Annotated in this window: 12 protein-coding genes and 1 pseudogene; 4 read left to right on the plus strand and 9 right to left on the minus strand. The window is 63.7% G+C overall.

Translation table 11 applies throughout. From position 1 onward, the window contains the following. Positions 1-112: 112 nt before the first annotated feature. From NPS46_RS08065 to NPS46_RS08085, 5 genes are all read right to left on the minus strand, one after another. Entirely contained in the window at positions 113-1108 is a 996-nt protein-coding gene (locus tag NPS46_RS08065) for a Bug family tripartite tricarboxylate transporter substrate binding protein (RefSeq protein WP_274105934.1), read from the minus strand. Positions 1109-1134: 26 nt separating this feature from the next. Further along, positions 1135-2142 carry a Bug family tripartite tricarboxylate transporter substrate binding protein gene (locus NPS46_RS08070; protein ID WP_274105936.1) on the minus strand — a complete coding sequence of 336 codons (1008 nt, stop codon included), beginning with the start codon at positions 2140-2142 and terminating at the stop codon, positions 1135-1137. Positions 2143-2256: 114 nt separating this feature from the next. Next, a complete protein-coding gene (locus NPS46_RS08075; protein WP_274105938.1) occupies positions 2257-3759 on the minus strand; it encodes a tripartite tricarboxylate transporter permease in 1503 nt (500 codons plus the stop codon). Further along, positions 3759-4304: a tripartite tricarboxylate transporter TctB family protein gene (locus NPS46_RS08080; protein ID WP_274105940.1), complete on the minus strand. Its 546-nt coding sequence runs from the start codon at positions 4302-4304 to the stop codon at positions 3759-3761. Before NPS46_RS08080 ends, NPS46_RS08075 begins: the two co-directional genes overlap by 1 nt. A gap of 39 nt (positions 4305-4343) precedes the next feature. After that, complete coding sequence (locus NPS46_RS08085) at positions 4344-5423, minus strand: LLM class flavin-dependent oxidoreductase (RefSeq protein WP_274105942.1); 1080 nt, start codon at positions 5421-5423, stop codon at positions 4344-4346. Between the two features lie 289 nt (positions 5424-5712). Between NPS46_RS08085 and NPS46_RS08090 the strand changes: the two genes are divergently transcribed. The 3 genes from NPS46_RS08090 (at position 5713) to NPS46_RS08100 (ending at position 8841) form a co-directional block, all read left to right on the plus strand. Then, on the plus strand, positions 5713-6621 hold the full coding sequence (locus NPS46_RS08090) for a LysR family transcriptional regulator (protein WP_274105943.1): 909 nt from the start codon (positions 5713-5715) through the stop codon (positions 6619-6621). 199 nt (positions 6622-6820) lie between these two features. Further along, positions 6821-7900 carry an LLM class flavin-dependent oxidoreductase gene (locus NPS46_RS08095; RefSeq protein WP_274106049.1) on the plus strand — a complete coding sequence of 360 codons (1080 nt, stop codon included), beginning with the start codon at positions 6821-6823 and terminating at the stop codon, positions 7898-7900. Beyond that, the gene (locus tag NPS46_RS08100; protein WP_274105944.1) at positions 7897-8841 is read left to right on the plus strand and encodes an ABC transporter substrate-binding protein; all 945 of its coding nucleotides are present in this window, start codon (positions 7897-7899) and stop codon (positions 8839-8841) included. The genes NPS46_RS08095 and NPS46_RS08100 overlap by 4 nt, the downstream gene beginning before the upstream one ends. 208 nt (positions 8842-9049) lie before the next feature. Here NPS46_RS08100 and NPS46_RS08105 read toward each other — a convergent pair whose 3' ends face one another. Next, positions 9050-10672 (minus strand): methyl-accepting chemotaxis protein, encoded by a 1623-nt coding sequence (locus tag NPS46_RS08105; protein ID WP_274105945.1) that lies wholly within the window; start codon positions 10670-10672, stop codon positions 9050-9052. Positions 10673-10837: 165 nt separating this feature from the next. Further along, the gene (locus tag NPS46_RS08110; RefSeq protein ID WP_274105947.1) at positions 10838-12043 is read right to left on the minus strand and encodes an MFS transporter; all 1206 of its coding nucleotides are present in this window, start codon (positions 12041-12043) and stop codon (positions 10838-10840) included. 175 nt (positions 12044-12218) lie between these two features. On the opposite strand from NPS46_RS08110, the gene NPS46_RS08115 reads away from it, so the two are divergent. After that, positions 12219-13133 carry a LysR family transcriptional regulator gene (locus NPS46_RS08115; protein ID WP_274105949.1) on the plus strand — a complete coding sequence of 305 codons (915 nt, stop codon included), beginning with the start codon at positions 12219-12221 and terminating at the stop codon, positions 13131-13133. Positions 13134-13168: 35 nt separating this feature from the next. Here the strand turns inward: NPS46_RS08115 and NPS46_RS25280 are convergent, their stop codons facing one another. Both NPS46_RS25280 and NPS46_RS25285 read right to left on the minus strand, forming a co-directional pair. Beyond that, a complete protein-coding gene (locus NPS46_RS25280; RefSeq protein ID WP_425312712.1) occupies positions 13169-13846 on the minus strand; it encodes a methyl-accepting chemotaxis protein in 678 nt (225 codons plus the stop codon). Positions 13847-14041: 195 nt separating this feature from the next. Then, positions 14042-15196: pseudogene (locus NPS46_RS25285) on the minus strand (FIST signal transduction protein); the annotation flags it as partial. Positions 15197-15249 lie beyond the last annotated feature (53 nt).

Consider the following 15249-nt stretch of genomic DNA (forward strand, 5'->3'; position numbering starts at 1 on the left):
GCGACAAATGGCAACGGGGCTTATCTGACGATAAGCCCCGTTTTTTTATGGCAGGTCATGTGTCACGCAGCGACAGCAGCCGGCTATCACGCCCACAGCGGTCGCGGCGACGCTACTCGATCTTGATCGCCGCGGCGTCGATGACCTGCTTCCAACGCGCCCGGTCATCGCGGATCAACTGAGCGAAACCTTCGGGCGTCGAACGCTCCACGCTGATGCCGTTCTGAGCAAATCGCTGAGCCGTCTGCGGGGCAGCGGCAATACCTTCGATGGCCTGGCTCAAACGCTCGATCACCGCCGGTGGCGTCGCCGCCGGCACCACAATGCCAAACCAGCCCGAAGCGACAAAGCCCGGCAACCCAACTTCCGCGCCCGTCGGCACATTCGGTAGCAACGGTGAGCGCGTGGCACTGCTGATCGCCAGCCCCTTGACCTTGCCGGCGTTGATCTGCGGCGCCAGGATCGTCAGTGTGTCCACCGCCACATCCACCTCACCTCCAAGCAAGGCGGTAATCGCCGGGGCACTGCCTTTGTATGGCACATGCAGCAGGTCGGTACCACTCTGGTTTTTGAACAGCTCGCCCGTCAGATGGCACAGGGTGCCATTGCCGCAGGACGAATAACTGATCGCTCCCGGCCGGGCCTTGGCCGCCGCGATCAGCGCCGGCAGGCTATCGACCTTGAGGTTGTCGTTGACCGCAATCACATTGGGAATCGAGGCCACCACCGCCACCGGGGCAAAGTCCTTGAGCGGATCGAATCGCAATTTCGGGTCCAGATTGGGCAGCACCGTCAATTGCCCCGACGTCGCCAGCGACAACGTGTAGCCATCGGCCGGTGCCCGCGCCGCTGCTTCGGCCGCCAATGCCGTGCCGGCGCCCGGCTTGTTGTCGACCACCACCGGCTGGCCCAGTACCGCCGACAACCGCTCGGCGTAATAACGCCCGACAGTGTCGGCCCCGCCTCCCGGCGGAAAGGCAACGATCAGGGTCAGCGGCCGGCTCGGCCAGCTGTCCGCCGCCTGCGCCAGGGGGCCCAGGGCGCCGAGCAGGCAGAGCATCACACCCCGGGCAATGGCGCCCAGGGACAGATGTATCGGTTTACGCATAACGAACTCCAGCGGCACCAGGCCAATCAATCAAACGTGATATGGGATTGCTCGACAACCCGGCCGTACTTGGCCGAATCGCTGCGGATCTGTTCGGCATAGGCCGCCGATGTCGAAGCCCAGGCTTCCAGGCCCTGGGCCGCGAGCTTGGCGCGCACGGCCGGATCGGCCGCCGCCTTGGCGATCTCGCCATTGAGGCGCTGGACAATCGCCGCTGGAGTCCCGGCCGCTACCGACAGGCCAAACCAGGACGTCACTTCAAAGCCCGGATAACCGGCCTCGGCCACCGTCGGCACATTGGGCAGCAACGGTGAACGCTCGCGGGAGGTGATCGCCAGGCCACGCAGTTTCCCGCCCTGGATCTGTGGCGCCAGGATCGTCAGGGTGTCCACTGCCAGGTCGACATTACCGCCCAACACCGCCGTCACCGCAGGCGCACTGCCCTTGAACGGCACATGCAGCAGGTCGGTACCCGTGACCTGGCGCAAGTACTCGCCCGCCAGATGGACAATGGTCCCGCTGCCGCTCGAGGAATAGGACAGGCCGCCCGGCCGCTCCTTCGCCAGCTTGACCAACTCACCCAGCGTGGTCGCCGGGACGCGCTCGTTACTGGCAACCACCAGGCTGGTGTACGCCAGCAGGGACACTGGGGTGAAGCTCTTGACCGGGTCGAAGCGCAGGTTCTTGACGATATGCGGCAACACGGTGACCTGGCCAGTCGGCACCAGCGACAGGGTGTAGCCATCGGCCGGGGCACTGGCCACAGCCTCGGCGGCAATGGCGGTCCCGGCCCCCGGCTTGTTGTCGACAATCACGTTCTGGGCCAGCGCCGCACTCAAGGCATCGGCGTAGATCCGCGCCACCGTATCGGCGGCGCCACCCGGCGGATACGGCACCACGAGGGTCAGTGGCCGGGCCGGCCAGGTATCGGCGGCCATGGCCGGGGCGAGCGGTACAACCAGTGCCGCCACCAGCGCCGTGACCAGGTGGCGCGGACTCGGCCGACGGCCGAAGGGCATGCGAATCGCAAACATGGATTTATCCTCAGGAAAGAACACGCCGTCGCTCCCGCTGTGGATCGTCAGCGCCGATGGCCGCACCGTGGATCCACCCGGTCGTGTTGGGCAGGGAACAAAGAAAGTGTCGCGTCAGTCTTCGCTGAAGGCGACGTGTCGGGTACGGCGAAAACGTGGCAACAGCATGATCAGGATCAGCCCGGCGGCCAGCAAAAGCAGGCTCAGGCTCAGGGGGCGGGTGACGAATACCGTCGGATCACCCCGCGACAACAGCATCGCCCGGCGCAGGTTTTCCTCGAGCATCGGCCCAAGGATAAAGCCCAGCAGCAAGGGCGCGGGCTCGCAGCGCAGCTTGATAAACAGATACCCCAGCAAGCCGAACGCCACGGTCAGGCCGACATCGAACAGGCTGTTGTTCACGCTGTACACACCGATGCAGCAGAACAGCAAGATCGCCGGGTACAGCAGGCGGTACGGCACCGACAGCAGCTTGACCCAGATCCCCACCAGCGGCAGGTTGAGCAGCAGCAACAAGACATTGCCGATCCACATGCTGACGATCACGCCCCAGAACAGCTCCGGGCGCTCGCTGATCACCTGCGGGCCGGGGACGATGCCATGGATCATCATCGCCCCGACCATCAGCGCCATGACGGCATTGGAGGGCAGGCCCAGCACCAGCAGCGGGATAAACGAAGTCTGCGCCCCGGCATTATTGGCCGACTCAGGCCCGGCCACGCCTTCGATGGCACCCTGGCCAAAGCGCGACGGGTCCTTGGCCAGGCGTTTTTCGATCATGTACGAGGAAAACGAAGCGAGCATCGCCCCGCCCCCCGGCAGTACGCCCAACAGGGAACCCAGGCCGGTGCCACGCAGGATCGGTTTCCAGGAGCGGCGATAGTCATCGCGACTGGGCATCAGCCGTCCCACTCGTGCCACGCCACCCGGGCGATCCTGGCTGCGCTCCAGGTTGGCGATAATCTCGCCGATGCCGAAGATGCCCATGGAGATCACCACGAAATTGATTCCGTCGCTCAGTTCCGGCAAGCCAAAGGTAAAGCGCTCGACCCCGGTATTGACGTCGACCCCGACCAGACCGAGCAGCAGCCCGAGCATGACCATGGCCAGCGCCTTGAACAGATCGCCCTGGGCCAGGACCACGGCGGCGATCAGCCCGAGCAGCATCAGCGAAAAATACTCGGCCGGACCAAAGCGCAAGGCGAACTCCGCCAGCGGCGATGCCGCCGCCGCGACCAGCAGGATCGACACGCTCCCGGCAAAGAACGAACCCAGCGCCGCGATGCTCAGCGCCGCACCGGCACGGCCCTGGCGGGCCATGGCATGGCCGTCCAGACAGGTCACCACGGATGAGGATTCACCCGGCAGGTTGACCAGAATCGCCGTGGTCGAACCGCCGTACTGGGCGCCGTAATAGATGCCTGACAACATGATCAGCGACGCCGCCGGGGTCAGCCCATAGGTGATCGGCAGCAGCATGGCGATGGTCGCCACCGGCCCCAGCCCCGGCAGCACGCCGACCAGCGTGCCGAGCGTCACGCCGATCAGGCAGTAAAGCAGGTTGTTCCAATCCAGTACCGCGTCGAAACCAATTGCCAGATGTGCCAGCAAGTCCATCAATGCCACCCCTTCGCAACCGGCAGCACCGGCAGGTTCAGGCCCAGGCCCCAGGCAAAGACCAGGCCGGCAAAGGCCGCCAGCACCAGGCTGAGCGCCAGCAGTTCGAGCAGGCGTGCCTGACGGCGGGCCAGGCCGCTGATCAGGGTCATGCCGACAGTCGCCAGCAACAAGCCAAAGGTCGGCACCAGCCAGGCAAAGGCCAGCACCCCGCCGCCGATGGACAACGCGGCCCGCAGCGCCACCTCATCCTGTTCAGGCGCTGCCTGGACACGAGGGCCCCGCTCGATCGCCACGCTACGCAACGCCACCAGCACGCCGATCGATGCCAGGCCCAGGCCCACCAGTAACGGGAAGTAGCCGGCCCCCATGCGCATCGCGCTGCCAATGGAATAGCCCAGGCCAATCCCCGCCCCCGCCAGCCCAGCGAGGATGAACAACAGCCCGGAGAAAAAACTGCGGCCATCGACAATCCGCAGACGCGCCGGAGCCGCCAGGCTCGCGGCAACCTCCAGGGGTTGAACAGGGTTTTTAACTAACGGCATAACGCGCTCCTTCTGGGGGCGGCAACAATCCGGGGAGGCTTAGGCAGCGCTGGTTTCACGGCCGGCAATACGCGCGCGCGTCAACGGCAGCAGCGTCTCGCCGAAGGCGATGGCATCGTTGAGCGGATCGAACCCACGAATCAGAAAGGTGGTGACACCCAGCTCGTAGTACGCCAGGAACGCATCAGCCACCTGCTCCGGCGTACCGACCAACGCCGTGGTGTTATGGGTACCGCCGACCAGCCGAGCCAGCCCGGTCCAGAGGCGACTGTCGACCCGATCCCCCTGGGCCACGGTTTGCAGCAGGCGCTGGGCGCCGACACTCTGGGGCTTGGTTGGCAGCGCCGTGCCCGCCTGCTCCAGGCGCGCGCGGGCCTGTTCGAGGATCTCATCGGCCCGGGCCCAGGCCGCCGCTTCGGTGGCGGCAATGATCGGGCGGAACGACACGCTGAAACGCACCTCACGACCGTGGCGTGCAGCCTCCTGGCGGACCGCCTGGATGGTCTCGCGGGTCTGCTCCAGGGACTCACCCCACAGCGCATAGACGTCGGCATGGCGGCCCGCCACCTGGTGGGCCACGGCCGACGAGCCGCCGAAATACACCGGCAAATGCGGTTTTTGCACGGGCTTGAGCGCCGAGAACGCCTGCTCGGCGCGGTAATGGGTGCCCGCATGATCGAACGGCACCTCGCCACTCCAGACCCCCTTGACCACCTCCAGAAACTCCTCGGTGCGGGCATAGCGCTGATCGTGGTCCAGGTAATCGCCATCCTTGCGCTGCTCGGCATCGCTGCCGCCGCTGATGATGTGGACGGCCAGGCGGCCATCGAGCAGATGGTCAAGGGACGCCAGCTTGCGGGCGGCCAGTGTTGGCGCGACAAATCCCGGGCGATGGGCCAGCAGGAAACCGATGCGCGAGGTCGACACCCCCGCCAGGGCGGTGACCAGGAAACCGTCCGGCTGATCCGACCAGTAACCCACCAAAATGCGGTCGAAACCGGCGTCTTCGTGGGCCCGGGCGCTGTTGACGATGTAGTCCTTATCAAACACCGGCCCCTGGGGCGCGATGGTTTCCGAGGAGAGGCGGTGGCCGATCATGCCAATGAATTCAACAGCCATGGAATCATTTCCCTGTGCAGAGTCGTCAGAAAGAGGCCGACGCTTATAACCACAAACAGCTATAAGGCCGATTTCTTATAAACTACAACGCAGCAGTAAATGATGGAAATTCAATTTAGTCATATCCTAATATGCAAATTGAGAATCAAATAAGCCGTCACTCACCAGTTACCTGGCAATGACACAGGCTGGCCAGGCAAGGCTGATTTCAAATGCGGTGGTCATGGCGCGCCAATCCCTTTAGGATCGGAAAATTCACTTCCTCCTCCTCCCACTATGCGAAATCAGCATGAAGATAGATGACATCGACGCCTTCGTTGCAGTGATTCGCTGCCAATCCCTGAGCCAGGCGGCGGACTCGCTGCAACTGACGCAATCGGCCATTACTCGGCGCGTGCAACGGTTCGAGGAAGCCCTGGGCGCCGAATTGCTCGACCGCCATACCAAGCCCCTGAAACCCAATGCCCTGGGCCTGCGCGTCTACGAACAGTGCCGCCAGGTGATGCGCGCCATGGATGCACTGCGTGAAATCGTCGCCCATGACACCTCGCCCAGCGGCCTGTTGCGCCTGGGCGTGCCGCAAACCATCAGCGACATGGTCCTGCTCGATGCGCTGCAACAACTCAAGAGCGACTTCCCCGAGCTGGCGACCCAGGTCAGTAATGGCTGGGGCAGCAGTCTGATCGCCAAGCTCGAAAACGGCGAACTGGATGCCGCCGCCGCGCTGTTTCCGGCGGGCAAGATTTTCCCCGATGGCATCGTTGGCCATTCCCTGGCACGCATGCCGCTGGCGGTGGTCGGCGCCAAGGGCTCGGTCGGCCGGCGCCAGGGCAAGCTTGCCGATATCCAGGCCCGGGGCTGGGTACTCAACCCCGACGGTTGCGGTTTTCGCGCCGGGCTCCAACGCGCCCTGATCGAGCAGGGGCTGAAATTGACGGTCAATCTGGAAACCTTTGGCACCGAACTGCAGCTCGGCCTGGTGGCCAACGGCCTGGGGCTGGGCCTGGTACCGCTGCCGTTGCTGCATAAAAGCGCGCACCGGGACGAGCTTGAAGTGCTCAACCTGGCGGACTTTCACCCGATGATCGACCTCTGGCTGGTGCACCCCCAGCATATTGGCAATCTACAGGCGCCCCTGACGCTGTTTGGCGAAGTGGTCGCTGCCGGCCTGGCGCTGCAACCCAATGAGACCCCCTGAATCCAGTGCGAGCGTGCAAGGCGCTCGCAAGCATTCTCAATTTGCATATTAGGATATGACTAAATTGAATTTCCAACATCTAAAAACCAACGGTAGATTCTAAGAAGGCTCTGCCAAGTTCCATTTCCTTATAAGAAACGGCCTGTGGCAGCGTAGACCTCTCAAAGGATCCGCTCCCATGACTCTTGAAATTCTCGGCATGATCACCGCCTCGGCCGGCTCCGAAGTCGACCAGCCGTTTGGCGACGCCGTCGACCCGGACTTTGTCCGTCGCTTTGCCCAGGCTCACGAGGACGCCGGTTTCGACCGCGCCCTGGTCGGCTACTTTTCCAACGGCCCGGAAGGCGCCGTCGTCAGCGCCTTTGTCGCGGCAGCCACCCAGCGCCTGGGGATTCTGCTGGCCTACCGACCTGGCGTGATTGCCCCACCCCTCGCCGCTCGGCAACTGGCCACGCTCGATCAATTCAGCCGTGGGCGCCTGGCCCTGAATGTGGTCAGTGGCGGCAACGACCAGGACCTGCAACGCGACGGCGACTACCTCGACCATGATCAGCGCTATGCCCGCACCGGTGAATACCTCGATGCCCTGAAAGCCATCTGGACCGCCGACGGGCCGGTGGACTTCAGCGGCGATTTCTACCGCTTCCAGGGCGCCTCACCGGCGGTACGCACGGTGCAGCGACCGCATATTCCGATCTACTTCAGCGGCTCCTCGGGCGCAGCCATCGAGGTCGCTGCCCGGCATGCCGATACCTATATGCTCTGGGGCGAACCCCTGGCCGCCGTGGCCGAACATATCGGCCAGGTACGCCAGGCTGCAGCGGCTCAGGGTCGGGCGCCACGCTTCTCGGTGTCGTTCCGCCCGATTGTCGCCGACACCGAGGAAGCGGCCTGGAAACGCGCGGCCGAGATTCTCGAACAGGTGCGTGAAACCCGCTTGCAACTGGGCCTGCCCCTGCACGATCACAGCCCGGAAAACAAAGGTTCCCAGCGCCTGCTCGCCGCCGCCCGCCAGGGCGATGTACTCGATGAGCGCCTGTGGATGGGCGTCGCTCAACTGACCGGCGCCCGCTGGAATTCCACGGCCCTGGTCGGCACGCCCGAACAGGTGGCCAGGGCCATGGGCAAGTACTACCAGTTGGGCGTCTCGACCTTTCTGATCCGTGGCTTCGACCCCCTGGGCGACGCTGTGCTCTATGGCAAAACCCTGATCCCGGCCCTGCGCGAACATATCCTGCAGTTGGCCGCCCAGCCTGCATCCAAGGAACAATCGCGATGAAACTGACCCACCTGTTTCGCCTGACCCTCACAGCCCTGGCCCTGAGCACGACCCTAGCCCAGGCCGCCGATAAAGTCACCCTGCGCGTGGGCGACCAGAACTACTACAACGTCCGCGCCTCGGTCGAAGCCTCCGGCGTGCTCAAGGATGCGCCCTACACCGTGGACTGGAAGCACTTCCAGTCGGCCGCCCCTGTGGCCGAAGGCCTGGATGCCGGGGCCCTGGACCTGGGCTTCCTGGGCGACTCGGGGTTTCTGTTCCTCGCGGCCAAGGGCGCCCCGGTCAAGCTGATCGGCGTCTCCCGGCAGAACCCCGACACCATCGCGCTGCTGGTGCCCAAGGACTCGCCAGCCAAGACCATCGCCGACCTCAAGGGCAAGAAAGTCGCCTACTGGCCTGGCGCCTGGAGCCAGCAACTGACCCTGCGCGCCCTGGAAAAGGCCGGCCTGCCCAAGGACTATGTGGAGTTCGTCAAGCTGATGCCGATCGATGCCGCCGCCGCGTTGCCTCAGGGCAGCATCGACGCCTTTCCGGTCTGGGAACCCTATATCTCCCAGCAGATCGTCTTCTCCGGTGCCCGGCCGATCCTGAGCGCTCGTGACCTGATGCCGGGCCTGAGCAGCATTGGCGCCTATGGCCCGTCCATCGAGCCCAAGCGGGCCGAAATTGCCGACTTCCTCGGCCGCGTCCAAAAAGCCCGGGAATGGGTGCAGGCGCACAAATCCGAATACGCCGCGATCTGGGCACAGAAGGCCAACCTCGACCCGGCCGTTTCCCAGCACTGGATCAACCAGGCTGATATGAGCGTGGGGCCGGTGGATGCCGGCGCAATCAAGGACTACCAGGGCACGGCTGACTTCTTGGTGGAAACCGGTGCATTGCCTAAAGCGCTGGATGTGCAGCCGCTGATCGATACCTCGTTTACCCAGGCCTTCAAGTAAGCCCAACGACGGGTGGGGCACGAGCGTGCTCGCGAGCTGTTGATTCAGCTAGCGCTCGCTCCGCCAAAAAAAGGGTAGAGGCCATGGCCGGTGAAATCGTGACATGGCTTTCACAACGTTTTCACCTGCGGCCACCTAACCTGAAGTCCTCTCCTTTCATGTATCCCTCTTGGCCCGTCCGCACACGGGCCTTTTTTATTTAACGGGCTCAGTACTTGAACACCCCAAGGGACATCCGTAGGTCGCAGGAAACTTTTTGCAGGGCATCGCCCGCCTTTGCGGTCGCCTCGGCGGAAACATTGCCCGCACTGGCCAGTTGATTGAGCTCATTCATCTGCTGGTACACATCATCACAGGCCGTACCGACCCGCTGGTTGGCTGCTACGATTTCCATCATCGCCGCGGTGGCCGCAGCCACCCGCTCCTGGATCGCCAGCAGCGATTCTCCCGCCTCCGTCACGGTGGCCAACCCCCGATCGACATCCTGGGTGCTGGTCTGCATGCTCTGCACCGTCACCTCGACCCCCTCACGGATCACCCCGATCAGCCCCTTAATCTCCTCGGTGGCAGTACTGGTACGCCCTGCCAGTTGCCGCACCTCATCGGCCACCACCGCAAAGCCGCGCCCCTGGTCACCGGCGCGGGCCGCTTCGATCGCCGCATTGAGGGCCAGTAGATTGGTTTGCGAGGCAATGTCCTGGATGGTTTCCGCGATCAGGCTGACCTTGCTCGAGCCCTGGTCGAGGTTAGCCACCGACGTTTGCGTACTGCGGCTGGCCGCCGCGAGGTGCTGCACACTGCTGAGGCTCTCCAGACGCGCCTGGTTGCCGCGGTGAGCCTGGTTCGCAGCTTCTTCCACCGAGACCTGGGCACTGAGCGCCTGGCTGGAAATAAGGGCGATGCTTTGCGTCATCTGGCTCATGGCCGTACCGGTATACAGCGCGGACTCGACCAGGCTTGCCGAATGCTCGCGCAGACGCTGGATCTCGGCGCCGACGCAGGCCACCTGGGTATCGACCGACTGTGCGCCGCTCGCCATGCCGATCACCAGTTCACGGATGCGCTCACGGGCCTCGAGCAACCCGGCATAGACACTGCCGCGGGCGGGCGTGTCGGTCGAAGCGTGCAGATTGCCCTGGGCGAAAAGCGCCATGGCCTGGCGCAGAAAAGCGGGCTCAGCACCCAACAACGAATGAATGCGGCGCGCGATCACCCCATAGATTGCCAGCGCCAGCAGCAGGCTGATCCCCCCCACCAGGCCCAGCATGAAATAGGCGCTGGAAGTAGTATTCCCCATCGTGTCCAGATACCGCTGGGCATTGGCGCTGGCGAGTTCCACTGTGCTGTCCACCTCCTGGCGATGGCTGGCATACGCGCCACTGAGCTCATTGAAAGCCGCCTCGGCAACGGCGGGCCGATCTTGCTCCAGGGCCGGAACCAACTGAGTGGTCAGGATGTTGAAGTAGCGATCAGCATGAGTTCTCTGCTTGCCCAGCAAGGCACTGCTCAGCCGGCCATCGAGCGGCGATGCCGCCCAGTAACGGTTGCGTTCTTCATAGGCGCTTATCAGCGTCTGTATCTTCGCCAATCCCTGGGCAGTGCCCAGGTCGCGGTGCAGCATTTGGTACGCCAGTAAATGAGCCTCGATGATATACAACGGCGGCGGCAGGATGTCGGCCACCACATCCTTGCTCTCGCTCAGTTGCCCGGCCGCCTGCTCGACTTTCGACAGCGCCACCGTACCGCCGGCGATCACACCGATCAGCCCGAGTGCGCAGACGGTGGCGAACAGCAGCAGCGCGCCTTTTACAGTTCCCAAAAACATGTTCATAACCACTTCCAGACGATGGGGAGGCGCTAACAACCCTTCGAGGGTCGAAGGTAGCCAGAGGAGCAGCCAATCAATAAAGGCTACTGGCTACTATCGACATCCCAGCATTCCCCTTGAGCCAGGAAGCATTTCAGGATAAATCCCAAATCTGCCGCGCCGCTGGCCTCAACGCGCCAGGCCCTTATCGACCTGCCACGCCAAAGGCAGCACCGATAACAGGAGCGCTGCCAGCAGCATCACGGCCACAGGAACACCCAGCCCATCCCCCAGGCGTCCGAACACCACCGGCGCCAGCGCACCGCCACCAATCGTCCCGGTATAGAACAGCGCAAACGCCTGCTCGCGCTTGCCGGCACCGGCCAGGTCTGGCACCGCGCCATACAGCACCGACGAGGTGCCATTGAGAACCAACCCCAGCAGCGGCAACATCACCAGGGTCGCCGATAACGGTAAAAACAGCGCCAGCACGATCAACAACGCCGTCGCAGACTCGGTCAGCCATACCGTTTTCAGCATGCCGATTCGCGCGCCCAGATAACCGCACAGCAGCTTGCCAAATGCCCCGCCGACGAACAGCAACGCCAGCGCCAGGCCAATGCCCGCGGTGCCGGCGCCCTTGCCTTGCAACACAAAGGGCAGAAAGGTCAGGAAGCCCATCCGAACAGCGCTGTCCAGAATGCCGATGCCCAGCAAGGCGCGCAGGCCGCTGACCGAGCCCGTCCCCACGCTGGCAGCGCGGCCCGGGGCACTGGCGCATAGCGCCCCGGGCGGTGGCAGCAGCCACTGCAGCAGCGCGGCCGCCGCCAGGCCCAACCCGCCGAGCAGGAGCGCACTGGTGCGCCAGTCGACCACAATCAGCAACACCCCCACCAGCCCGGGAATCAACGCCTTGCCGATATCGCCGGCGAAGTTGTACTGCGCCAGCGCCGCCTTCACCCCGCCCCCCGCCTCGTGGGCCTCGACCACCAGCGCAGACGCCAGTGGATGCTGGGTGCTCGCGCCCAGCCCACCCAACAGCAACGCGACCAACAACAACGCCAGCCCGCCAGCCTGAGCCATCAGCAGATACGCCAGGCCGGCCAACAGGGTTCCACCCACCAGCAGGCGCTCACGCCCCCCGTACCGGGCCGCGCGGCTGGCCAGCAACTGGAAGCCGGCCATCATGGCGGCGTAGGCACCGCGCAACAGCCCAACCTGCGCATAACTCAAGCCAAACTGCGCCTGCCAGAGCGGCAGCAGGACATAGATCACATCCGTCAGGCCGTCATGCACGGCATGGGCGCTACCGGCCGCCGCCAGGGTGCGACGACGTACCGAGGTCTCACCTGGGGACAACTCGCCGGTAACACTGGGGTCTTGAAGTCGGTTCATGGGGTCCGGCATTGATCAGGGGACGACACAGCAAGATGGCCACGCCGCCACCAAAAACCGAGTGGGGCGCACGGGAGGCCATAAAACTGCTCGTTTATGGCAATGAGCCTTTATAAAATGCCGGAGCCCGCCAAGACCAATACCGAATTCAGACCGATCGATACCCGGAGCCAGGATGCTCGACCTGCGTAGATTGCGTTACTTTCTGAGCGTCGCCGAAGAGCTGCATTTCGGCCGCGCGGCCCAGCGCCTGCACCTGGCTCAGCCGCCGCTGACCCGGCAGATATCCACGCTGGAGCACGAGCTCGGCTTTCGGTTGTTTGAGCGCAATAGTCGTACGGTAGCGCTGACAGCCCAGGGCCAGGCCTTTGTGCCCTACGCCCAAGCGGTGCTGGAGCAGGTCGAACGGGCCCGCCTGTTCGCCGACCAGTTGGCCACCGGTATGGCCGGCCAATTGACCCTGGGCTACGCCAGTTCGATTGCGCTCAGCGATCTCTTCAGCCAAAGTCTCCAAGCCTTTGCCCAGCGTTATCCCGAGGTCCGGTTGAGCCTGGTGGAAGGCGCCTCCAGCAGCCAATGGGCGCAGATTGTCGAAGGCCGGATCGATATTGGCCTCAGCCGAATGCAGCCCCCCGATGGCCAGGACGACCTGAAGGTCCTGTCCCTCGCAGAAGAACCCCTGGTAGTGGCCCTGCACAGCGCTGACCCGTTGGCCTGCCAGGCGCAAGTAGCCCTGGAGCAACTCAGCGAGCGTGCGCTGATTATGTTTCCACAGGGCTACGGCTCGGGTCTCAACGAGATCATTGAACAGCTGTACCGCCGGCATGAATTGCCCCTGTGTCGGGGGCCAAGCGGACGGCAGATCACCTCGATCATTGCCTTGGTGGCCGCCGGCCAAGGCGTCGCCCTGGTGCCCCGGTGCACCCAGACCCTGGCCCGGACCGGCGTGACCTACCGTCCATTGCTCGCGACCGAGGCCAACGCACCGCTGCTGGTACTCACCCGCCAACACGGACGCGGCCCGCTGGTGGAGAGGTTTCTGAGCGTGCTCGAAGAGCTCCGACAAACCACGCCAGACCCCACCCTTTAGACTTGCGCCTAAAGGGTGTTGAGCGTGCGCGATAACTAACCCGTGCGCTGGGTCAGGCCGGTCAGGGTATCGGCAATGGTTTTCGTGCGTTGCGCCGTGCCTTCGGTCATGCGGCTGGAATCCTCGAGGGCATTGAGCATTTCACGCAGCGCGCCGACCGCCGTGGACTGGTCCTCGATCTGTTGGGCAACCCGCTGGATCTCGCCCGACAACAGGTCGATATCGACACCGATCTCACCAGCATTTTTGCGCGTGATCTCGGCCAGCTTGCGCACCTCGTCGGCTACTACGGCGAATCCGCGGCCCATTTCACCGGCCCGCGCCGCCTCGATGGCCGCGTTCAGCGCCAGCAGGTTGGTCTGCCCGGCAATCTGCTGGATCACCTGGACAATCGACTGAATACGCAGGCTCGACTGCGCCAACTCACGGGCCCCGCCCACCGCATCCCCGGCCTGGGTCGACAGGCTTTCCACGGTGGCGCCAGCATCGGCGGCCACGCTGTGCTGCCGGTCAATGGTACTGGCCAGATCATCCATGGACAGGTGCAACTCGCCCGAATAATGCTTGAGCTGCTCGGCGATTTCCTGCTGCTGCTGACTGGCCTGGGCCAGCACCTGACCCAGGTCGGACAGCCCGTTGAACACCGGCAGAATATGTTCGTCCAGCGAGCGGGTATCCAGGACGCTGGTGAAGTCATTGCCCTTGAACGCCATGATCTGTTTGACCACGACATGGTTGAGCCCGGCCTGCTTCTTGATCTGGCGCCGCAGGAAAAACGCCTTGAACTCGCCATAGTGGGCGATGAAATTATCAACGTACTCGTCGCTGAAATGACCGCCCTTGGGCACGCGAAAAAAGAAAATCGCCGTCAGTGTCTGGTTCAGGTTCAGGCCAAGGATTTCGCCAAAGGTCGAGAAGCCCGCCAGGGGTACATCGCCGAAAATCCCGGTCATACCGGCCAGGTCGCGGGTGTTGTAGAGCCGGCGCAGGATGCAATCATTGAGAATCGCCGCCACCGGTTTGCCACCCTTGCCCTGCAGGAAACGCTGGTAGTCGGTGCGGGTGGTTTCCTGGATCGGTGTGCGCTTGACCATCACCAGTTCTTCGCCTGGCGCCACGTCGCAGAACAGCTGGATCACTTCCTGGGCATGGTCGATACGAGCAATGGAGCGCACAAACAACTCCTCGCCCACACGAATCGCGAACGAATAGTCGGTCAGCTGCTTTTCCAACGCCTCGCCGCTGCATTTGAAGGCGTCGCACAGCGCCTGGACCATGGTCTTGATATCACCCTTGGCATCGATCACCAGGTTGATGGTGCGATCTTCCACCGAGGCCGTCAGCACATTGAAGCTCAGGCCCGATGGCTGGAAATTCTGGCTCTTGAACACGCCGAAACGCACATCGGCGGGGGTCTTGATAAAGACGATCTGCGCGTGGTTTTCATAGGCGCGCTGGCCGTCGTGGATCTGCGTGCGCTTGAAATCGAGCTTGCCGCCGGCCGAGCCGCCGACGAACAGACACGGGAATCGGCCGGATTCGTAGAGCGCTTCCATGAAGAACGATTCGGACGCCGACAGCCCGTCGAAGACGATGTAGCCCAGAGTGTCGCGGTAATCGATGGGCGTCTGCACCGCCATGCGCTTGATATTGGCGACCAGGCGCGCGATACGCTCGCGCATCGCCAGGCGTTTATCGCCACCGCGGATATCGGCGCACTCCAACGGCACCATGATCACTTCGGCCGAGGCAATGATGCTGCTGTCGAACAGTTGCAGGGCAATTCGGTCCCAGCCCTCGCCGGTGGCGCAGTAGAGCTGGCTGGCGCTGTTGCTCAGCTCGCCAGAGGTGGTACACAGGCTCACGGCGCTGGCGGGGAAGCGCTGGCGGATCCGCCGGGCGACCTGGTCGATGTCGATATAGGGCGAGACAAACCCGGTGATCAATACGGGCGTCTGACGCACCCCTGCCAGCTTGCCTTCCAGCTCGCCGCTGGTGCAGACAAGGCTTACAGCCCCCTGGCTCGATGCACTGGCCTTGTTGAAGAAATTGAGTGGATTCATAGGAAGGCTCGAAGAGTGGCGGTTAAGGCAGGACTTCGCACGACGGACGCGGG

The organism is Pseudomonas putida, from assembly GCF_028682395.1.
Lineage (GTDB): Bacteria > Pseudomonadota > Gammaproteobacteria > Pseudomonadales > Pseudomonadaceae > Aquipseudomonas > Aquipseudomonas putida_AB.

Excerpts from the sequence above, each read along its gene's own strand:
- NPS46_RS08105 (WP_274105945.1), bottom strand. The coding sequence starts at position 10,672 with ATGAACATGTTTTTGGGAACTGTAAAAGGCGCGCTGCTGCTGTTCGCC.
- NPS46_RS08065 (WP_274105934.1), bottom strand. The coding sequence starts at position 1,108 with ATGCGTAAACCGATACATCTGTCCCTGGGCGCCATTGCCCGGGGTGTG.
- NPS46_RS08095 (WP_274106049.1), top strand. The coding sequence starts at position 6,821 with ATGATCACCGCCTCGGCCGGCTCCGAAGTCGACCAGCCGTTTGGCGAC.
- NPS46_RS08110 (WP_274105947.1), bottom strand. The coding sequence starts at position 12,043 with ATGAACCGACTTCAAGACCCCAGTGTTACCGGCGAGTTGTCCCCAGGT.
- NPS46_RS08075 (WP_274105938.1), bottom strand. The coding sequence starts at position 3,759 with ATGGACTTGCTGGCACATCTGGCAATTGGTTTCGACGCGGTACTGGAT.
- NPS46_RS08080 (WP_274105940.1), bottom strand. The coding sequence starts at position 4,304 with ATGCCGTTAGTTAAAAACCCTGTTCAACCCCTGGAGGTTGCCGCGAGC.
- NPS46_RS08085 (WP_274105942.1), bottom strand. The coding sequence starts at position 5,423 with ATGGCTGTTGAATTCATTGGCATGATCGGCCACCGCCTCTCCTCGGAA.
- NPS46_RS08100 (WP_274105944.1), top strand. The coding sequence starts at position 7,897 with ATGAAACTGACCCACCTGTTTCGCCTGACCCTCACAGCCCTGGCCCTG.
- NPS46_RS08115 (WP_274105949.1), top strand. The coding sequence starts at position 12,219 with ATGCTCGACCTGCGTAGATTGCGTTACTTTCTGAGCGTCGCCGAAGAG.
- NPS46_RS25280 (WP_425312712.1), bottom strand. The coding sequence starts at position 13,846 with ATGGCGTTCAAGGGCAATGACTTCACCAGCGTCCTGGATACCCGCTCG.
- NPS46_RS08070 (WP_274105936.1), bottom strand. The coding sequence starts at position 2,142 with ATGTTTGCGATTCGCATGCCCTTCGGCCGTCGGCCGAGTCCGCGCCAC.
- NPS46_RS08090 (WP_274105943.1), top strand. The coding sequence starts at position 5,713 with ATGAAGATAGATGACATCGACGCCTTCGTTGCAGTGATTCGCTGCCAA.